Here is an 18,872-nt window from a genome sequence, read left to right on the forward strand (position 1 = left end):
CCTAAGAAGTCCTATCTTCCCCAAAAAGACATCGTTGCTTCATTTATAATATGGGCAGCCAATTTTGACGTACGATTATTTTCATCAACTAACGGATTTACTTCACATAAGCTAAAACTAGTCACTTTCTTCTCTTTGCATATCTCACGGATCAGTGTGCGTACGGTTAGTGGGTCCAACCCAAAAGGAGCAGGCGCGCTCACACCTGGTGCATGTGCAGCACTGATAGCGTCCATACATAAGGTCAGCAAGACTACATCACAATCATTGACGAAAGCTTTGATTGAAGATTTCGTCGCTTCATCTGTCATCTCATCTTCAAACAGATAAGTAACACCCAGCTCATCTGCACGTCGGAATAGCTCTGTCGTATTACCATAACGTTGAATACCACAGACAAAATATTTCGCATTTGGATCCTGATCCAATATTTGCTTAAACATCGTGCCAGAGGATGGTTGTTCATCATAAGGCCTCATATCAAAATGAGCATCGATATTAAGTAAACCAATTTTGGCTTCCTTGCCGGCGTGTTCTCTTACCCCAAGATACTGACCATAAAGGGTTTCATGGCCTCCTCCTAGTACAATGCAAGGCACGTCCTCATTTAACGCTGTTGCAACTGTTTTCCCTAATTCTTCTTGTGCAGCTTCCAATTCATTTTCTTCACAAACAATCGTGCCTGCATCTATTACAGTTGCATTTAAAGGACCTCTGAACGGCATACTTGCTAATTGTGCGCGAATTTCATCTGGTGCTTTCTTTGCCCCGACTCTTCCGTGATTCCTTCTTACCCCTTCATCACAAGCAAATCCAATAAGCGTTACCATATCCTCTACATTTTCTTCAGTTCCATCTAAAACCTGGCACTTCACCACTTGATGATAACGGAAGCTTTCTCTGTTTTCCGTATCATCCAAACGTCCGTCCCAAATAGCATCATCTGTTTTTTTAAACATTCATACACCCTCTTTTCTTTCTTAGTTACCATTAATCTACCGTATACAAAAGATTATGACAATATAATTCAATCAGAAACTATCTCGATAAACAATCTAATAGAAAACTTTCTATACTTTTGTTAAACTAATAGATAGCATCCTATAAAAAGGAGGAAGGTTATTAGAGAACCGTTAAATAATGAAAAAAACATTCTTATTCACTTTATTTGCGACCATTCTTTTTGCGACTTCAATTTTCATTATCATTTCTCAGTACAATAATTCAATTGAAGAGACGCCAAAGCCTACTCCAAAAGAACAAAGTATTGAAAGTTTTATCGGATTAATCTCTGATGATGCTCGCGATATTGCAAAAGAACATGATTTATATGCTTCTGTTATGATTGCCCAAGCGGTACTCGAAAGCAACGGTGGTAAAAGTGGTTTAAGCTCTCCACCAAATCATAATCTCTTTGGCATAAAAGGAACATATCAAAGACAAGCAGTAAAGATGACAACATCAGAAGATAATGGCAAAGGCGAAATGCATCGGATTAAAGCAAAATTCCGAAAATACCCAAGCTATAAAGCGTCTTTAGAAGACTACGCTGAGCTACTGCACAACGGGACTTCTTGGAACACTAAATACTATCAAAAAACATTTAAAAGTAAAACGAAATCCTATAAAGATGCAACAAAGTATCTCACTGGTACCTATGCAACAGATACACGCTATCACCAAAAATTAAATGCATTGATTAAAGAATTCCATCTTACGCAGTATGATCATTCACCAAAAAACCCAAAACAGGTAATCGTTAAAAATGGAGAAACATTACGTTCTCTTTCCAATAAATATGGCGTTGCAGTTACCTCTATTAAACAATGGAATCAATTGGACACCAATGATTTGGACAATGGTCAAAAGTTAAAGATTTACCAATAAAATAAGATATTACAAAAAAACTCACTTTTCACAGAAGTAAAAAGTGAGTTTTTTTACATAGCAAAACACAAGCGGAGTAGTGGAAAAAAGGTTTCAGACAATAGGATACTTATCAATGCAGCTATTACCATTGCTACACTTGAAAAAGTCCCTTCTAATTCCCCCATTTCGAAGGCTTTTGAAGTCCCTAAACCATGCGCTCCCATTCCTAGCATCAACCCTTTTGCAGCAGTTGTTTTGATACGGAATAATCGAATGATGATCGCACCTGTAATGCTGCCTGTCAAACCTGTGACAATAACAAATACGGCCGTCATAGATGGTTCGCCACCGATCATTTTAGAAATATCCATGGCAATCGGTGTTGTAATGGAACGCGGAACTAAGCTAGTTATCATATCTGCTGACAATCCAATCCATACTGCAAAAAAGAAGGATGATAGAATAGCAACCAATGAACCTGTAAATAGGCTTGCTACGATAATCTTTGCATGTTTCTTTATCAATTCTAGATTTTTATATATTGGCACAGCAAATGCAACTGTTGCAGGACCTAATAATTTTGTTAGCACTGAACCCCCTAGATTATATTGTTCATATGAAGTTCTTGTTAAAAGTAATAGAATAACAAGGAACATGGGGCTGACAATTAGTGGAGAAAGCAAGAGCCGATGCGTTTTCTGATATGCTTTCTTACTTACTAGAAAGATAGCAATCGTGGCAATGAGGCTGATGAACGCAATAAAAATATTCATTATTCTTTCACATCCTTTTTATGTAAATAATCTGCCACTGCTCCCGTACAGATCATAACAAGAATGGTGCTTAAAATAATAACAGTCACCAATTTAATGCCGACAACGCCAAAAATTTGATCATATTGGATAACACCTACGGCAGAAGGAATAAAGAATAGAGCAAGTTCCCCAGTCAATAATCCAGCTCCAAGGTCAACCCACTCTAATTTAATTATATTAAATTTAAGTGCTAAAAATAATAGTACGAGACCTATGATGCTTCCCGGAATTGGCAAATGCAGTACAGCTGAAATGCCCTCTCCTATCAAAAGAATCCCATAAAGGAACACTATTTGAATAATTATTTTACTTATTTTTTTCACTTTGCTCACCTTTTCTAAGCTCAACTTATAAGAACACTTTACCTCACATATCACCATTCGTAAAATATCGTTTTTTTATGTTTACTATTCCAAATTGGAATGGTTGGATGTAATAAAGCCAATTAATCCTCTAGTTGCATGTGACATATAACGATCTTTCTTTGCAATCAATACAAGCTCCCAGGGTATTTGAGGCTTAACAATTGGGATGGCTTTCACTTTTTCTTGATTAATTTTCTCAGCAAATGATTTTGGGAACATTGCAACGCCTAAATTGTATTCTACCATCTGGCTTATGATATCCCACTGTGAACTTTCATAAGCAATTTGAGGAGTGAAACCCGCCTGCTCACATTCTTGCTTTATACGATCGTGGAGCGTGAAATCTTGGCTAAATAAAAGCATTTTTTCATTAGTCAGTTCCCTTAAGCTAATCTCCTTACTTCCTGCCAAATGATGCGACTTATTGATAATTAGCATAAGATTCTGTGATGCAAAGGGAATCACCTGAAAGTCACTTTCATCGGCTGGTAGCATTACAAAGCCAATATCTAAAACACCATCTGCTACCAATTCTTTAATAATATTTGCCCCACGTTCCACAAGTTCAATGCTAATATGAGGATATCGTTCCTGAAATCCTTTTAAAAGTTTCGGCAAATAAAGAATGCCAATTAGCGGTGGCATACCAATTTTAATCGTACCTTTCTTCATTTGTAATACATCTTCCAATGCAGTATCCAATTCTTCAACTATGCTTAGCATTTTTAGTGCTTGGGCATAGACAATTTCACCAACATCGGTCAATTCGATATGCCTTGGATAGCGATAAAATAAAGCCGCATCAAATTCGCTTTCGAGCGACTTCACTACTTTGCTAAGTGTCGGTTGTGTCACATGCAAATCTTCAGCCGCTTTAGTAAAACTTTTATTTTTCACAACCGCAATAAAATACTTTAACTCTCTAAGCTCCATAAATTCAACTCCTCAAACTGCTGTTATGGCTAGAAACTCACTTCTTATAGTATATGCTAAAATCGGTGCAAAGGCCCATTCCGGTCAACCTAAGATGAGCACTCTAGGTAGTTTAAACGTATTCTACGGGCAAAATTTTGTGTCTGCTTTTTAATGTCTCGGTGCAAAGAGCATCACTGCTACTCCAACTAAACAAATCCCCGCACCTATCCAGTCATACAAGTCTGGTGTCTTATGATCAACTCCCCATCCCCATAAAACGGACAGAAAAATAAAAATTCCACCATAAGCAGCGTATACTCTTCCGAAGCTTGAAAAGGATTGGAAAGTAGCAAGAACGCCATATAAGAATAAAATAACTCCACCGATTATCCCAAACGACAAAGGCCTACCCTCTCTCAACCATTGCCATATTAAATATCCTCCGCCAATTTCAGCAAGCCCCGCTAAAATAAATAGCAAAATTGAAATGGTACTCACATCCTCTTCTTCAATTGTCCCAGAGTTCATCATACCATACTGTAAATCTAGTAATTGATAATAGTAAAGCTTATCTTACTGTTATGCATCTGCTAATCAAAGAAGAGAAATTTGAATAGTCTGTTCCTCCTTTCTACAGATTTTTCCCTTGGTGAGTTAATTAAGTTAAAATAATAATATATTATAAAAAAAGAAGGTCTTTTGCATGTTAGAAAAACTAAATGTATTTCTTCAAAAATACATTGCTATTTTGACACCATTAAGTTTAGTCCTAGGTGTTCTGCTAGAGCATATTGGACATCATCTATTATTCCTTGTCTCATGGCTGTTTGCTTTTATGACATTCGCGGGAAGCTTAAATATGAAATTTAAAGATGTAAAAATTTTTGTTAAGCATCCTGTCATTATCTTATTCTCTATTGCATTTCTACACATTTTGATGCCTTTATGGGCTTATCTATTATCAACTGTCATATTCGATGATCATTTATTGACTGTCGGCTTTGTACTCTCTGTTGCAGTTCCAACTGGTGTAACAAGTGTTATTTGGATCAATATATGTAGGGGTAATTTACCTTTAGGGTTATCCGTTATTTTGATTGATACGTTGCTTTCGCCATTTATCATTCCCTCTATTCTGCATTTTGTCTCAGGTGAAAAGATTCAATTAAATGTTGCGTCTTTGATCATTAATTTACTTTTAATGATTGTATTGCCTACAATCTTGGGAATCTTAGCAAATGAACTTTCTAAGGGGGAAATACCTAAGAAATTTGGCCAGAAACTTGCTCCTTTATCTAAGCTGTGTTTATTTTCTGTTGTCATGATTAATAGTGGTGCAATCGCTCCTTACCTGAAAAACTTTGATTCTCATCTCGTTTCAGTCCTGCTTCTAGTCCTATTTATTGCTGTCTCTGGATATATGTTTGCTTTACTGATCGGACGTTATATTTTAAAAAATCATCCTCAGATGACTTCTTTAGTATTTACGGGGGGGATGAGAAACATTGCAGTTGGCGTTATTGTTGCCACCACATACTTTCCAAGCAAGGTAGCCATGCCCGTTGTATTTGGCATGTTATTTCAACAAGTCTTAGCATCCGTTTTTAGTAAATTGGTTATGAACAGTGCAATATCACAAGAAACTTAGGAAAATAGTTAATTTAGAAAAGGGGAAGGAAAATGGATTTGAAATCATGGGAAGAAGTTAGAAAAGCGATTGAAGATGAACATCAGGAGATTTTATTATATTATAAAGATGAAGAGGAGTGGTGGGTAAGTAGATTATACGGAGAAGAAAAAAGCTTCCTACTTACACGTTCTAAAGACTCTTACACACAAATGTTTGCAACAGCACAAGAACTATTTAACAATGGATTGTTGATGGTAAGCCTTTTATTGAAAGAATTAATGATTTTTATTAAGAACATAGTTAGACCGACGATTAAATTATCATTGAATTAGATAACTTAAAAGAGGGTGGCATACTGCCCCCTCTTTTAACCTTTTATTAATCGTACTACCATTTTTATTTACCCCTTTATAACTATATCTGCTTTTCTAATGGGATCTATTTTATCGAGATAATGGTTTTCACCTAACCAATATCTTTTTTTATATTTATTGAGTCGTGCCTGGTAATCTCCAATATATGAATCACGATTTAATACTCTTTTGTATCTTAATTCACGAGGGGAGTCCAAATATAAAATAAAGTCAAAGTAGCTTCTCCACTCTGCTCTTTGCAAAAATATTCCTTCAATTAAGACAATACTGTTGGTTAATAATCTAATCTGTTTAATTGAAGAATGATCAGTATATTTGTCATAGAACGATAGAAATAATATTTCACTATCCTATGTAGTTGTTCAAATAAATTGATCCTTAAACATTCTATATCCCATTGTAAATAATAATATTCATACCATTCTTCTTGCCCTGTTAGGTAACGCTTATTTTTTTCAACAATATGGTCATCTAGATGAAAAGTAGTAAGGTTATACTTTTGATTATCCAATTCTCGTGCAAGTTCTTTCACTAATGTAGTTTTCCCTGCCCCACTCAGTCCGTCTATCCCAATTATGAAAGGACGATCTTTATTTAAACGTGTTAGAAATTGAGATGATACCTTTTCTGCCAGTTCTTTAATAGACATGGATGCATCCCTCCATGTTAATTATCTATTTTCATATGAACGTTCACATCAACATTTCAAACTGTCATAACACTTCTAATTTTCTCAGGTATCATAACAACCTCTGTAGTAAGGTCAACAGGTTTGAAATTTGTATCTATACATTCATCCCAGTACTGTAAATGCTTTTTGTCAATCCAATGCTCTGACTCATCGACATCTTTGCCACCCTCACCTTGAACGGAATACCAATACAAGTATTCATCTCCATTAAGTGTTTCTCTGAAAATCGTTTCAACATACATTCTTTCGCCTTCTAGTGTAACTAGTACATCTTTCATATTTTCATTCAAAAAATTTTAACCATTCATCTACTACTTCTGTTTTTCCTTCCTTTACCTTAAATCTAGTCAGCTCAATATTCATATTCTCTCACCTCAATATTCTAGATAATTTTCAATCAAAAGAAACAGGTTCTAGAGGATTGTGCAAATGCTTGAAAGCTAATTGAATCTGTGTTTCTGTATTCCTTGCTGTTGATAAAGATGGCAATTCATCTTCTTCAAAAAACTCAACTGCACTTGTTTCAATACCATCTTGGGGCTCTCCTCCAATAATTTCGCATTGAATAAATATTTTGTAAACATGATATAGCGAAGGAGGATGTGGATGACACTTCTTGTCTAGTACAGCTATTAATTTTGTTGCTTTAACATCGAACCCCGATTCTTCTTTTACTTCTTTTATCGCAACTTCACTTGGCGTTAATCCGATATCCCCCCAGCCGCCAGGTAATGCCCAATGTCCATCGGTGTTTTCTCTAACCATTAATATTTTGTTTTCCCTAAACACTACTGCCCTTATATCAACTTTGGCCGTTTGATAACCCGTTTCATTGGCAAAAAGCTCTTTTATCAATTCGCTTTCAAGATTTGTATGCTTTGCTAAAATTTCAACGCTAATATTTCTGATCAATTCAAATCTTTCCATGTCATAAGCATCTTTAGAATAGGTTAGGCCTGCCTGTGCAATGGATTGAAGCTGCTTCGCCCAATCTAGCCATTTAAGTTCCAAATATTATGCCACCACCAATTAAATTGTTTATAGAATATTAAAATGAGCTTAGAAATCTAATAAAACTCATCGAATTCTAGACTTATTTTATGTATCTCTTTATTCGATAATTTAAAGAATACTGACTGAGATAATTCTAGTTTTAAAGCATCCTCTTTTAATATCCCCGCATATATTCCACGCAATATTCTCCCGGTTAATCCGTGTGACACCGCAATTACTTTAGGTTCGTTTTTGATAGATTCAAGCCAATCCGTTAAACGATTTACAACCGAATCATAACTCTCTCCATCTGGTGAATTAAAATACCAACTATATAAATCGTTATTATTAATAAGATGTGGCCAAGTCTTTTCAATTTCCTTTGTTGTTAAACCAGCCCACGATCCTACAGCAACCTCGCTTAAGCGATGATCAATCTCTACTTTACTAACATCAAAACCGATTGCTTCACAGATAATTTCTGTACTTTGAATTGCCCTCCCAAGTGGACTCGAAATAATCCTCCACTCATTTGGATCTCCAATAATACTTTTTAGCATTTTTGCATTTTGCTTTACTTGAAATTTACCATCGTCGGTTAACGGAGAATCCAATTCTCCTTGATAACGACCTTGCGTGTTATATTCTGTTTCTCCATGTCGAAGCAGGTATAGTGTTTGACTCAATATAATCTCCCCCTACTCTCATGATAAAGTAAAAACAGTAAAATCGGAATTGCTTTTACTTTTAAACTTTTAAGATAATAGATATTTCAATTTGTCAGATTAATCGTTGGCCTAGTGTTCTAGCCTTTAATGATGCTTCATAATATTTAGAGGAAATGAGGTGTTTGATATGGCGAACTTTCAATATTTATGCCAACAATATGCTCAAATTGTTGATGGGCAAGCAAACATGAAACATGGAGTTTGTTCAGTAGAAATTGCCCGAAATCTTCTTGTGACGATTCAAGGCCGTCCCAGTAAGAGTGTACTCCATGCAGGGATAACGTTTGAGTCATTAGACCAAAATGGCAATGCACTGAACCTTGGAGAAGTTGTTGTATTAGAAGAAGAACTCCCTGCCTTTGTTAATTTATTGGTTCGAAACAATTTAACCATAAGCGCTATTCATAATCATTGGATTTTTACGAATCCGACTATTTTATATGTTCATTTCCAATCTGTAGAAAATCCCTTATCGTTTGCTAATAAAGTGGCAGAAGCATTTCGCGTTTTAAAACATTAATCTACTATCAGTTCCATAAAATCTTAATGCGTAATGGTTTGATTCAAGCGACTCCCGTTATTTTCGGTATGTATCGATTAACTTCCGAATGTCATGCTATTAAACAATCACTGTTAAGAAAATAGCACTTCCCCCTTATTCTTTTACGAATCCATTCAGATTCTAAGATAAGACAACGGAAACAATGTTTTAAAGGTATTTAAAACCAAATCAGATTTTTTTATCTTAAATAAACATAATGTCAAATTAAAATAAAAAAGAACAACATAAATGCTGTACTAATTCACATGAATTTGTACAGCATTTTACGATTTTTAATTAACTAGCTGCTCTATTATATTCCCAATTTAACCTTTTTCTATTTTCTTCTTTAATCATTTTCCACATATAAAGCGCATATAAAATTAAAATTACAGTCTGAATCCCTGCAAATAAAATTGTCTCGTTAATTTGAGGCTGTTACTGTAAAAAACCAAAAGCATCATGGAAAAAATGCCATAGGATAACTGGAATTAAGCTCTTTGTAAGGTAAAAAATTTCTGCAAAGACGATACCAATTGTAAATGCAAATATTACTTGAATAATCGTATAAAAAATATTTGCACCACCTGCTAAATTCCCTAAATGTGTTACACCAAAAATACAGGAAGAGATAATAATAGCCTTTTTTATTCCTACACCTTCTAAAGTTTTTAAAATCAAACCTCTAAAATAAATTTCCTCCGCAAACCCGACCGCTAAAGTAAAAAATACAGCAGCAAATATGTAGTCTACACTAACATTGCGAACTCCAACAAAAAATCCAATTACTTCTATAATAATTACTGGAAAATAAAATAAAATCTTATTCTTTGATTTTTTTTCAATACTTCTAAATCCTATATCGCTAAATCGAAAATTAGATTTCCAGATGTATATTAAAGCAGTTATGACAGATAACCATACACAAATCCCATTAACAAGTAAGGAGTTAATTTCATTCATTTTTAATACCTGTGTAATAACTCCTCCTAATATGTAAAACATTAATATTCCTAATGCGAACAATATTGATATAATTATTGGTTTAAATTTTTTGATTAACCCCATTTAGTTCTTCCTTTCTTTGATAATCAGTTTAGAGTATATAAATCTAACTAAAATAACATACCAACGCTATTAAAATAATTTTTTATGTATATTATGTATATATATGTAATATTATTCAAAAAAAAGAGAAATCCTCGAAAGGATTTCTCTTTTTTTTGTAATTCTAATCTAAATTAAAGATTAAAGTTTTACAATGTTTGCTGCTTGTGGTCCGCGTTGGCCTTCTTCAACTTCAAATTCAACTTTTTGGCCTTCTTCTAAAGATTTGAATCCTTCACCTTGGATTGCTGAGAAGTGAGCGAATACGTCTGCTCCGCCTTCAACTTCGATGAAACCGAAACCTTTTTCTGAGTTAAACCATTTTACTGTACCTTGTGTCATTTAAATGACCTCCATTATAAATTATTAATATATAAGCTTTTAAAAGAAAAAATTCACATATTACAAAAAGTACCGAACAGACACGATTACTTTTTGTAATATGCGAATTCAACTTTTTTCCTATTAACTTAATTATATACTGTAAATCCTCATTTGTCTAACATTATTTTTATCAAAATAAATTTTGTTTTATTTAAATTGGAAATTGTACTTTTTATTTACCTTTCGAGCAATTTGGCCTAAAAACTCTTGTACGGTCATTTTCTCAACTTTTTGAGTATACCAAGCAAGCTTTACACCCTTATCTTGTTTATTATAATTTACACGAGAAGGCATAAAAGTCTTATTTTTATATTTATAATCAAATTTAATGTAGAGTTTATTTTCTTCTGGGCAATCAAGAATTACCTCATAAACTGGATTTTTAAATTCGGGTTGAAACTTAACTTTTTTAATTTTAGTTAGCATGTTTATCTCCCCTAAATAGTAGTAATTACAATTTATATTATAACATACTTTGTTTATTCATGCCGATAATGCCCTTCTTTATCCTGTAATACTTTCGTTCCGGTACCTCCAATGATCCAAACTAAAAATTCGTTTACGAAAAACTGAAAATTTTTTATTATAAGATAAATATTTTATGGATATTTATGTTAATATGTTTTTAATGTGTATTAGGAAAATAATTTGAAGATTTGGAGGGAATATGGCTAAAAAACAGCAGTCAAACAAAAAGTCTATTTTAACGGACCTTATTTTTTATGCAGCTTTACCATATTTTATTTGGAAATTCGGCAGGGAACCTTTTGGTGACTATATAGCAATGCTAATTACAACTATTCCGGGATTTGTATATACCATTTATAGTTTTATTATTGATAAACAGTTTAACTTTACAGGTATATTTATTTTAGTGACACTAGCAATTGGTACGACAGTTGATCTTCTATCTGGTTCAGCAGAGCAAATGATTTGGAATGGTGTTTACTTAAGTCTTTTTTATTCCTCTCTTTATTTTGTTTTACTAGTAATGAAGCGCCCTGTATCATTATACTTCGCAATTGATTTTGTATATTTACAAGGGCATGAACGAAAGGCAAGTAAAACATTATTTTTTCAAAAAGGAATTTTTAAATGGTTTCAATACATTCAAGTAATTTATATTATCAGAGGTCTGTTTATGTCAGGTTTAACTGTATTTCTACTTAAAAATTATGGGCTTGACGGCTATGGAGAAATGTTGGTATTTAAACAGATTGCAAATTGGATTTTTTCAGGAATAATTATCGGGCTGTTCATTTATATAAACATCCCAGTTCGAAATTATATTGTTAAGCAAGAAAATCAGTTACATAATAACAACAATATAACTAGAGAAGAATCAAACATGGTTGCTGAGTAATCTTTGTGAGATAGATCTCATACTAAACTTTAATTTTAGCCTGTTAAATTTTTATTTCCGGTACTCTCACTACCAAGCAACAAATACCATTCTTCCATTTTAAGTGTAAAAAGGAGGTACAAGTCCAATGGTAAAAAAATAACTGAGAAAATCTTACCTTATTCATTTTAGAATTCTCACGAAGATTTTCTCTTTCATATAATTAATATCTTATGTAGAGGAGAAATATCATGCTAAATAAATTAAGTGATGCAATTTATTATTTACCTAATGAAGATAACAGAGATCGACCAACATTAGGATTTATATATGGTGACCAATGGAGCCTAATAATAGATTCTGGAAACGCTACTCAGCATGCAAAAGAATTTTTACAAGAAATTGAGAAACTAAATGCACCTCCCATTAAATATTTGGTTATTACTCATGCACATTGGGATCATATTTTAGGAATGAATGAATTCGATGCAACTATTATAGTAAATAGTCAAACAAACGAATTGATAAAAGAATGGCAAAGTTATTCTTATGATGATAATTCACTCCAAAAGTATGTGAATAATAATCAAATGAGTACGCAATGTATGAAGATTATACAAACCGAAATTCCAAGCAGGAATACTTTTAAATTGAATTCTCCAGATGTAATCTTCGAAAAAACACTAACTATTGATTTAGGAAATAAAGTTTGCATACTTGAAAGAATCCAAAGTACCCATACAGACGACTCAACAATTATTTACATTCCCGATGAAAAAGTCATTTTTTTAGGAGACTGCGCCTATGGTACAACCACAAATTCTCTATTTCATTTTAAGCAATCATTGTTAACAAAAATGATTCAAGACATTCAAAAATACGATGCTGAATGGTTCCTACTTGGACATGAATCAATCTGTGATGCCAAAGAAATGAATATATATTGGGAAGAGTTAACAACAGCAAGTCGAGTTGTAAAGTCTACCTCATTAGAAAATTCTTTAGAATGCTTTAAGGCAGAATATAAAAGAGATCCTAATGACAATGAATTCTTTTTCATAAAAGCATTTGTTAATGATCATATTATTAATTCTAAATGATTATTTATAACTTTTTAAAATACATTAATTAAACAATAGTCATCTCATTTATATTAAAATGAGATGGCTTTTATTTCGTAAAAAAATATACTTGTTTTTCTTTCGTAATATTCTTCTAACAAAATAAGTGTTTTATTTTTTTAACATTTTCTGTTCTTTTAAAATCTCCGAAATGGTTACAAATTCATATCCTTTGCTTTGAAGCTTTGGTAAGATTATCTTTAAGGCTTCGACTGTCTGTGTTTTATCTCCACCACCATCATGAAAAAGGATGACATCCCCTAGCTCTATTCCTTTGAACACAGTATTCACAATGGTATTAACTGCAGGATCCGCCCAATCTCTTGTATCTTGATGCCAAGACCACATCACGACTTTATATCCCTCCTTCACAACTTCATTAATTAAACTATCTGTATATCTTCTCTCTACTGGGCGAAACAATTTTGGAGTAAAGCCGGTTATACTATAAATTACCTCATTAGTTTGTTTGTTTCATTCCTTTAATATATGTGATACCCCTGCTGTTAAAGGATGGGTATAGGTATGATTTGCTAAATCATGACTTTCTTCAAACATTCTTAAGACCACTTGAGGACTCTTTTCTGCATTTTGTCCAACAATAAAAAAGGTTCCTTTTGTATTATATTTTGATAATAAATCTAAAATTTCAGGAGTATACGTTGGATGAGGACCGTAATCAAAAGTAAGCGCCACAATCTTTTTTTCGTTTTAACATCCCAAACAATATGCCCAGCTTCTTCGTAATACCGTCTTCCCTTATCTGCAAAAGTTTTTTTTATAATAAAGAAAGAAGAAACAAATAAAATACAAAGTGTGAATACAAAAATATATTTGCTTTTCAATACTTCACTTCCTATACAATAATTTTTTCAGATATTCTCCTTTGATTATCTTCTGCGAAAATAACCAATTATGCTTTTTTTTTAAAAAAAACGTCAATTAATAAAATACTAAACTAAGCCCCACCAAGTAAAATGCTCTTTTAGTCTTTGAATAAATTAGGATATTATTTAAGTTATAGCCTATTTGCGAGGAAATATAGCAATTCTGGAAGGGATGAGTGTGAATTTAGGTTTCATTACTTACCTATTCTCAGATGCTACTACAGCCTTAGGTTTAATAGACCAAAATGAAAAACATTCTAGTCCCGACACTATATACAATTGTTCCCCTATCTACATTACATAATGAATTTGCGACTATACTTACAACTGAACAATTAATTAACAATGTTATCTTTTAAAAAATGCTATGAAATATTTTAACCCCGTCCATTTAAGGAGTTATCTCATCTAATTTGGCTTTATAAATACAATTAAAAGTTAATCTCTCTATGTGTAGCTCCCCTTCTAACTGCTAATTTCATACTTAAAATAACTTTTTATTCTTCAATCACGCTTCGTGTAAACCACTCTTTTCTCTTTTTGCTCAAGTTATTAATATTATTCCTCACTCTTTTTACTTTACCTAAGAGTTGTGATGGAAAAGCACTGATATACAGTTTTGCTCAATACATGTACTAAATATCGTTTTTTTCTTAGTGCTAATCAATTTACGACCCTTCTGGTCAGATATAGATAAACTGTTGTTCAGAAAACCTCCCACATTTAAGCAATATCTATACTAGGTGTTGCATTAGCCTTGAATGTTTTAAACGTTTTTAATTCTTTTTTATCTAACCTTCTCCAGTCTTCCTCCTAAACGCTCTCTAGCTCGAGTTAAATATATTCAATTTAAAAGTATTTTACACATATTTACTTATAAATCTATTTATTGTTGTCAACACTACCGTATATCACTAAAAATGGAAGGTATAAAAATGAGGAACGAAGGATCAATTAGTATACTACATGTTGTATTCTTGACGATGACATTTATTGGTTTAAAAAACCATGTAACGATTATTCCCTCAATTTTAGCAAGCGCTGGAAGAGATGGTTGGGCTTCTGTTCTTTTAGGAGTATTGGGGACTTTTGTATGGACCTTTCTTTTAGTATATGTCCATAAAAAAACGAATCAAGAGCCAATTAAAGACTGGTTAAAACAAAGAGTAGGGAAGGTTTTAACCGCTATAGTTTTATACGTTACTGCCTTATATTTACTACTCCTTGCAGCATTCACAATGAGAGAAACATTACTGTGGGTTTCGACAACTTTTTTACGCAATACACCATTTATTGTTTTGTTAATCGTATTTACAATTTTGATTATGTTTCTTGCTGCTTCAGGTTTACAAACAATTGTCATCGTAAATGTATTTGTTTTAACGGGTGTCGTTGTTTTAGGGTTTTTTGTGGCGTTTGTCAATTTACAAGTGAAAGATTACGGGTTATTAAGACCGTTTTTTGAACATGGATTTCAGCCAGTTTTAACGGGGGCGATATACCCCTCATCTGGATTTGTCGAATTATTAATGCTTCTATTTATTCAACATAAAATACAAAAACGTATGCGATGGTATCACTTTGGACTAATGCTTGTGATATTGACGGGCTTAACAATAGGTCCTCTTGTTGGTGCAATTACAGAATTCGGACCATCAGAAGCAGCAAAACAAAGGTATCCTGCATATGAAGAATGGGGTTTAGCAACAATAGGGCGTTTTATCGAACATGTAGACTTCTTCTCTATTTACCAATGGCTAACCGGAACATTCTTAAGGGTAGGTTTTATCTTATATGTATGTGCAGAAATATTGAATGTACAGGACGATAAAAAGCAAGTTTGGTCGAAACTAGCTCCGCCATTCTTTTTCATATGTTTAGCGTTAACCCTTATTAGAGAGAATGATTTTATTATTATTAATGAAAAATATTTTTTAATAAGTACTTTTTTCTTCTTTATCATATTATCCTTATTTTTGACAATTATTGCACTAACTTCGAGAAAATCATCAACTAAAGGTAAAGATAAAAACAACAAGAAAAGTGGTGAAAAACAATCGAACCAAGTAAAAACAACACAAAATACATGAATTTAAACTCTTTACAGCAGTTATTTCAGAAATCAGCTGATGTGAAGTTTCAACAGTATACATTTAACGGGCATACCATTCATCTTATCACTTGCGAAGCCATGATAGATCTGCAGTTATTAAATGAGGTTATTGTTCCGCGGGTTGGGTTCTTATGCAGTAATTTAAAGGATGAATCACTTGAAGCACATGTGGAATCAAATTTATACGTTCCAGATTTAACGAAAGTAAAAGATGAACAACAAGCAATATTACAAGTTTATACAGGTTTTGTTCTTCTCTATTTTGAAGAAGGCGAAATCCTGTTTTCCAGTAATATAGCTAAAAAACCAAATCGTAATCCCGAAGAAACAAAAGCAGAAGTGACAATCAGAGGACCTAGAGATAACTTTATTGAAGATATAGCTGTAAATATAGCAATTATTAGAAAAAGGTTACCAACAAATTCATTATGCGTGGAAAAATTCGAAGTGGGAGAACGATCAAAAACAAATGTGGCCATCCTATACTTTGACGATGTTGCCAATAAAGAAAAATTAAATGCGCTAAAAAAGCAGTTTAAGCAAGTGACAACAGACGCAATATTTAGTGCTGATAAATTAATGGAGCTAGTAGAAAAGAGTGCGCCTCTCTTTCCTAGACACGATTATACAGGAAGACCGGATTTTGTAGTTCAAAGCCTAACTAGAGGAAGGTTTATCATATTTGTAGACGGAGCCTCCTATGCAATCATTACACCAGTGAATTTATTCTTATTATTAAAGACGAGTGAAGATAATGAATATACAGTTGGGTATGGTTCAGTAGAAAGAGTTATGCGAATAGTTGGTTTGTTAATCGGGGCACTCCTACCAGCATTTTGGCTTTCTTTAACCACTTATCACCAAAATCAGTTACCATTCCAACTTTTAGCAACCGTTGTTCAGTCAAATACAGGATTACCATTCCCTACAGCACTTGAAATACTTCTCATGTTAGCTATGTTTGAGTTATTCCGTGAAGCAGGTTTGCGTCTTCCTGTAGTCTTAGGTGGTACGATTGGGGTCGTGGGGGGATTAATTATTGGCGATGCTGCTATTCGAGCAGGTATTACAAGCCCAGCAATGGTGGTAGTTATTGCGATTTCGACTATTGCATCATTTACGTTAGTTAATCAAAACCTTGCAACTGCCATTAGTATTTTACGTGTTTTTTTTATTTTACTTTCTGCATTTTTAGGGCTCTTTGGCTTTTTTTTATCGTTCTTCTTTGTACTTGTTTATCTATCAAATATACGCACTTTAGGATATCCATATATGAATATTACAACAGATCTAAGTTGGTCAACCATATTCAAGTCTCTGTTTCGATTACCGGCATATAAATATACGAAGCGTCCAGAAGCTTTAAAAACTATCGATGATACAAGGACTACACAGACACAAGATCAACCAAAAACTAAAGAGGAAAATGATGAATAAGAAAATATTAATACTCCTTATTATGCTCACGACTCTAGTATCAGGATGTTGGGATTCAAAAGAACCTGAACGAATGCTCTATCTTTACGGAATTGGTTTAGATTATAAAGATGGAGAATACCAAATTTATACGCAAATCATTAATTTTGCGAACATAGCTAAATCTGATCAACCTGCAGATCCTCAAGCGATTCAAGCTGAAGTAGGTCATGCTTCTGGTAAAACAGATCACGAAGCATTTTATAATTTATACAAAACGATGGATGAAGAGCTTTATTGGGGGCATCTTGCATATATTGTGTTTTCTGAAGAGTTGATTAAATCTGGGGAAATGAATTCATTTATTAATTCATTTATACGATTTCATGATACAAGATATCAAACGTGGGTATATAGCACGAAAGAGTCTATAAAAGATGTTTTGTTAATAACACCCATTCTTAATAAGGCCGTTTCATTATCTAAATTATCCGATCCAGTAAATTCATTTAAACAAGATTCTACAATTGAACCATTGAATGTTCGTGAGTTAGTACTGAAATTGGCCGAGCCAGGTTATGAAGCGAACATCCCCTCTGTTTCAATCTCAAAAAATTGGGAAACAAAAGATGAAAAGGACAAAATTACGAATATCAATGGAGTTAGTGTCATATCTCCAAAGGAATTTAAAGGTAATATTTCAGGAGATAAAGTAAAAGGACTAGGATGGATGGATAAGAAAACAAAAAGAGCAGAACTGACAATGATACTTACGGATTCTGAGTCTGGTGAAAAGCGATTTATTACAGCTAATGGAAAAGTGGATAGTGTAAAAGTTGAACCTATTGTGAATAGAAATTCGGTTTCCTTTGACGTGAAGGTGAAGTTGAAAGTAGAGCTAAGAGGATTCCAAGGGGATATAAAAGAAAAAGTAATTAGAAAAAAAGTGAAAAAGGAAGTAAAAAAGAATATTAAAGATACTTTTATAGCAGGATTAAATATTGATAGCGATATCTTCCGTTTATCCGAATATTTATATCGAAAAGATGTTAACGCATGGAAAAAATTTCAAAGCAATGGGAAGGTTGAGTTAAACGAGAATTCTATTCGTAATATAAACGTAGACATTCTTTCGGTAAACTCTGGAAGAAAGAATTCTAATGAAACAATTAGAAGATAAAAAGCAGTTCACGGTGGTTCATTTTAGTTCATTATCCCTTTGTGTTAGAAAATTGATTCATTTATTTAGAAATTGACTTAGCCTATTTTGATTGTTTGACACTAATATCCCCCCACTTAAACCCTCAAATATAGTATCGAAAGCAATTATTAATTTTTTTGATTAACAGAACCAAAAAGATATCAATGAGAAAATCCAAGAACAATAATTAAAACTCTTGGATTTTTTCTTTATATGGATAATTAATTCCTTATCTCCCCTGAAATTACTATTGTATTAATTGATCCAATTCCTTACCCCTACTCCCAAGCCAATATAATGTCTAGATAAAAATTTTTAAAATTTTCACTCTTTTATCAGAACTTTTATTCGTGTATATTTAACTTACACCAATAAATGGA

22 protein-coding genes and 2 pseudogenes are annotated in these 18,872 nt (G+C 33.1%); 10 read left to right on the forward strand and 14 right to left on the reverse strand.

Annotated elements, in window-relative coordinates:
- Nucleotides 1-11: 11 nt before the first annotated feature.
- The gene (gene hutG / locus M2M59_RS09090; RefSeq protein ID WP_249774384.1) at nt 12-959 is read right to left on the reverse strand and encodes a formimidoylglutamase; all 948 of its coding nucleotides are present in this window, start codon (nt 957-959) and stop codon (nt 12-14) included.
- 181 nt (nt 960-1,140) lie between these two features.
- Between hutG and M2M59_RS09095 the strand changes: the two genes are divergently transcribed.
- Nucleotides 1,141-1,887 carry a glucosaminidase domain-containing protein gene (locus tag M2M59_RS09095; RefSeq protein ID WP_249774385.1) on the forward strand — a complete coding sequence of 249 codons (747 nt, stop codon included), beginning with the start codon at nt 1,141-1,143 and terminating at the stop codon, nt 1,885-1,887.
- Nucleotides 1,888-1,940: 53 nt separating this feature from the next.
- Here the strand turns inward: M2M59_RS09095 and M2M59_RS09100 are convergent, their stop codons facing one another.
- The 4 genes from M2M59_RS09100 to M2M59_RS09115 all read right to left on the reverse strand — a co-directional run bounded on the left by M2M59_RS09100 (nt 1,941) and on the right by M2M59_RS09115 (nt 4,492).
- Complete coding sequence (locus M2M59_RS09100; protein ID WP_249774386.1) at nt 1,941-2,642, reverse strand: LrgB family protein; 702 nt, start codon at nt 2,640-2,642, stop codon at nt 1,941-1,943.
- A complete protein-coding gene (locus M2M59_RS09105; RefSeq protein ID WP_223823546.1) occupies nt 2,642-3,007 on the reverse strand; it encodes a CidA/LrgA family protein in 366 nt (121 codons plus the stop codon). Before M2M59_RS09105 ends, M2M59_RS09100 begins: the two co-directional genes overlap by 1 nt.
- Before the next feature lie 84 nt (nt 3,008-3,091).
- A complete protein-coding gene (locus M2M59_RS09110) occupies nt 3,092-3,982 on the reverse strand; it encodes a LysR family transcriptional regulator (protein ID WP_147198077.1) in 891 nt (296 codons plus the stop codon).
- 150 nt (nt 3,983-4,132) lie between these two features.
- Nucleotides 4,133-4,492 (reverse strand): YnfA family protein, encoded by a 360-nt coding sequence (locus M2M59_RS09115; protein WP_150284567.1) that lies wholly within the window; start codon nt 4,490-4,492, stop codon nt 4,133-4,135.
- 175 nt (nt 4,493-4,667) lie between these two features.
- Here M2M59_RS09115 and M2M59_RS09120 point away from each other — a divergent pair, with 175 nt between their 5' ends.
- Both M2M59_RS09120 and M2M59_RS09125 read left to right on the forward strand, forming a co-directional pair.
- The gene (locus M2M59_RS09120) at nt 4,668-5,612 is read left to right on the forward strand and encodes a bile acid:sodium symporter family protein (RefSeq protein WP_249774387.1); all 945 of its coding nucleotides are present in this window, start codon (nt 4,668-4,670) and stop codon (nt 5,610-5,612) included.
- Nucleotides 5,613-5,644: 32 nt separating this feature from the next.
- On the forward strand, nt 5,645-5,926 hold the full coding sequence (locus M2M59_RS09125; protein ID WP_249774388.1) for a hypothetical protein: 282 nt from the start codon (nt 5,645-5,647) through the stop codon (nt 5,924-5,926).
- A 316-nt stretch (nt 5,927-6,242) separates the two neighbouring features.
- On the opposite strand, the gene M2M59_RS09130 is transcribed toward M2M59_RS09125, so the two are convergent.
- From M2M59_RS09130 to M2M59_RS09145, 4 genes and pseudogenes are all read right to left on the reverse strand, one after another.
- Entirely contained in the window at nt 6,243-6,617 is a 375-nt protein-coding gene (locus tag M2M59_RS09130; RefSeq protein WP_249774389.1) for a P-loop NTPase fold protein, read from the reverse strand.
- Nucleotides 6,618-6,673: 56 nt separating this feature from the next.
- Nucleotides 6,674-7,022: pseudogene (locus M2M59_RS09135) on the reverse strand (DUF6176 family protein).
- Nucleotides 7,023-7,052: 30 nt separating this feature from the next.
- Complete coding sequence (locus tag M2M59_RS09140) at nt 7,053-7,670, reverse strand: NUDIX hydrolase (protein ID WP_249774390.1); 618 nt, start codon at nt 7,668-7,670, stop codon at nt 7,053-7,055.
- Between the two features lie 56 nt (nt 7,671-7,726).
- Nucleotides 7,727-8,338 carry a histidine phosphatase family protein gene (locus tag M2M59_RS09145; RefSeq protein ID WP_249774391.1) on the reverse strand — a complete coding sequence of 204 codons (612 nt, stop codon included), beginning with the start codon at nt 8,336-8,338 and terminating at the stop codon, nt 7,727-7,729.
- Nucleotides 8,339-8,507: 169 nt separating this feature from the next.
- Here M2M59_RS09145 and M2M59_RS09150 point away from each other — a divergent pair, with 169 nt between their 5' ends.
- Nucleotides 8,508-8,900, forward strand: a complete 393-nt coding sequence (locus tag M2M59_RS09150) for a DUF1259 domain-containing protein (RefSeq protein WP_147198063.1) — start codon at nt 8,508-8,510, stop codon at nt 8,898-8,900.
- 459 nt (nt 8,901-9,359) lie between these two features.
- Here M2M59_RS09150 and M2M59_RS09155 read toward each other — a convergent pair whose 3' ends face one another.
- The 3 genes from M2M59_RS09155 to M2M59_RS09165 all read right to left on the reverse strand — a co-directional run bounded on the left by M2M59_RS09155 (nt 9,360) and on the right by M2M59_RS09165 (nt 10,838).
- The gene (locus M2M59_RS09155) at nt 9,360-9,989 is read right to left on the reverse strand and encodes a CPBP family intramembrane glutamic endopeptidase (RefSeq protein WP_249774392.1); all 630 of its coding nucleotides are present in this window, start codon (nt 9,987-9,989) and stop codon (nt 9,360-9,362) included.
- 180 nt (nt 9,990-10,169) lie between these two features.
- Nucleotides 10,170-10,370, reverse strand: coding sequence for a cold-shock protein (locus tag M2M59_RS09160; RefSeq protein WP_147198058.1), 201 nt, complete (start codon nt 10,368-10,370; stop codon nt 10,170-10,172).
- A 189-nt stretch (nt 10,371-10,559) separates the two neighbouring features.
- On the reverse strand, nt 10,560-10,838 hold the full coding sequence (locus tag M2M59_RS09165; RefSeq protein ID WP_249774393.1) for a hypothetical protein: 279 nt from the start codon (nt 10,836-10,838) through the stop codon (nt 10,560-10,562).
- Between the two features lie 241 nt (nt 10,839-11,079).
- Between M2M59_RS09165 and M2M59_RS09170 the strand changes: the two genes are divergently transcribed.
- A complete protein-coding gene (locus M2M59_RS09170) occupies nt 11,080-11,775 on the forward strand; it encodes a VC0807 family protein (RefSeq protein WP_249774394.1) in 696 nt (231 codons plus the stop codon).
- A 230-nt stretch (nt 11,776-12,005) separates the two neighbouring features.
- Nucleotides 12,006-12,854 carry an MBL fold metallo-hydrolase gene (locus M2M59_RS09175; RefSeq protein ID WP_249774395.1) on the forward strand — a complete coding sequence of 283 codons (849 nt, stop codon included), beginning with the start codon at nt 12,006-12,008 and terminating at the stop codon, nt 12,852-12,854.
- Nucleotides 12,855-12,986: 132 nt separating this feature from the next.
- On the opposite strand, the gene M2M59_RS09180 is transcribed toward M2M59_RS09175, so the two are convergent.
- On the reverse strand, nt 12,987-13,226 hold the full coding sequence (locus tag M2M59_RS09180; RefSeq protein ID WP_249774396.1) for a polysaccharide deacetylase family protein: 240 nt from the start codon (nt 13,224-13,226) through the stop codon (nt 12,987-12,989).
- A gap of 123 nt (nt 13,227-13,349) precedes the next feature.
- Entirely contained in the window at nt 13,350-13,571 is a 222-nt protein-coding gene (locus M2M59_RS09185) for a polysaccharide deacetylase family protein (RefSeq protein ID WP_249774397.1), read from the reverse strand.
- Nucleotides 13,572-13,934: 363 nt separating this feature from the next.
- On the opposite strand from M2M59_RS09185, the pseudogene M2M59_RS09190 reads away from it, so the two are divergent.
- The 4 genes and pseudogenes from M2M59_RS09190 to M2M59_RS09205 form a co-directional block, all read left to right on the forward strand.
- A pseudogene (locus M2M59_RS09190) lies at nt 13,935-14,121 on the forward strand (cysteine hydrolase); the annotation flags it as partial.
- Between the two features lie 576 nt (nt 14,122-14,697).
- Entirely contained in the window at nt 14,698-15,852 is a 1,155-nt protein-coding gene (locus M2M59_RS09195) for a GerAB/ArcD/ProY family transporter (protein ID WP_249774398.1), read from the forward strand.
- Nucleotides 15,849-17,312, forward strand: a complete 1,464-nt coding sequence (locus tag M2M59_RS09200; protein ID WP_249774399.1) for a spore germination protein — start codon at nt 15,849-15,851, stop codon at nt 17,310-17,312. Before M2M59_RS09195 ends, M2M59_RS09200 begins: the two co-directional genes overlap by 4 nt.
- Nucleotides 17,305-18,471 carry a Ger(x)C family spore germination protein gene (locus M2M59_RS09205; protein ID WP_249774400.1) on the forward strand — a complete coding sequence of 389 codons (1,167 nt, stop codon included), beginning with the start codon at nt 17,305-17,307 and terminating at the stop codon, nt 18,469-18,471. Before M2M59_RS09200 ends, M2M59_RS09205 begins: the two co-directional genes overlap by 8 nt.
- Nucleotides 18,472-18,872: the final 401 nt, after the last annotated feature.

The organism is Rummeliibacillus sp. G93 (assembly GCF_023515935.1).
GTDB lineage: Bacteria > Bacillota > Bacilli > Bacillales_A > Planococcaceae > Rummeliibacillus > Rummeliibacillus stabekisii.

Excerpts from the sequence above, each read along its gene's own strand:
- M2M59_RS09120 (WP_249774387.1), top strand. The coding sequence starts at position 4,668 with ATGTTAGAAAAACTAAATGTATTTCTTCAAAAATACATTGCTATTTTG.
- M2M59_RS09195 (WP_249774398.1), top strand. The coding sequence starts at position 14,698 with ATGAGGAACGAAGGATCAATTAGTATACTACATGTTGTATTCTTGACG.
- M2M59_RS09160 (WP_147198058.1), bottom strand. The coding sequence starts at position 10,370 with ATGACACAAGGTACAGTAAAATGGTTTAACTCAGAAAAAGGTTTCGGT.
- M2M59_RS09155 (WP_249774392.1), bottom strand. The coding sequence starts at position 9,989 with ATGGGGTTAATCAAAAAATTTAAACCAATAATTATATCAATATTGTTC.
- M2M59_RS09200 (WP_249774399.1), top strand. The coding sequence starts at position 15,849 with ATGAATTTAAACTCTTTACAGCAGTTATTTCAGAAATCAGCTGATGTG.
- M2M59_RS09100 (WP_249774386.1), bottom strand. The coding sequence starts at position 2,642 with ATGAATATTTTTATTGCGTTCATCAGCCTCATTGCCACGATTGCTATC.
- hutG (WP_249774384.1), bottom strand. The coding sequence starts at position 959 with ATGTTTAAAAAAACAGATGATGCTATTTGGGACGGACGTTTGGATGAT.
- M2M59_RS09205 (WP_249774400.1), top strand. The coding sequence starts at position 17,305 with ATGAATAAGAAAATATTAATACTCCTTATTATGCTCACGACTCTAGTA.
- M2M59_RS09115 (WP_150284567.1), bottom strand. The coding sequence starts at position 4,492 with ATGAACTCTGGGACAATTGAAGAAGAGGATGTGAGTACCATTTCAATT.
- M2M59_RS09130 (WP_249774389.1), bottom strand. The coding sequence starts at position 6,617 with ATGTCTATTAAAGAACTGGCAGAAAAGGTATCATCTCAATTTCTAACA.
- M2M59_RS09125 (WP_249774388.1), top strand. The coding sequence starts at position 5,645 with ATGGATTTGAAATCATGGGAAGAAGTTAGAAAAGCGATTGAAGATGAA.
- M2M59_RS09165 (WP_249774393.1), bottom strand. The coding sequence starts at position 10,838 with ATGCTAACTAAAATTAAAAAAGTTAAGTTTCAACCCGAATTTAAAAAT.
- M2M59_RS09110 (WP_147198077.1), bottom strand. The coding sequence starts at position 3,982 with ATGGAGCTTAGAGAGTTAAAGTATTTTATTGCGGTTGTGAAAAATAAA.
- M2M59_RS09150 (WP_147198063.1), top strand. The coding sequence starts at position 8,508 with ATGGCGAACTTTCAATATTTATGCCAACAATATGCTCAAATTGTTGAT.
- M2M59_RS09170 (WP_249774394.1), top strand. The coding sequence starts at position 11,080 with ATGGCTAAAAAACAGCAGTCAAACAAAAAGTCTATTTTAACGGACCTT.
- M2M59_RS09175 (WP_249774395.1), top strand. The coding sequence starts at position 12,006 with ATGCTAAATAAATTAAGTGATGCAATTTATTATTTACCTAATGAAGAT.
- M2M59_RS09095 (WP_249774385.1), top strand. The coding sequence starts at position 1,141 with ATGAAAAAAACATTCTTATTCACTTTATTTGCGACCATTCTTTTTGCG.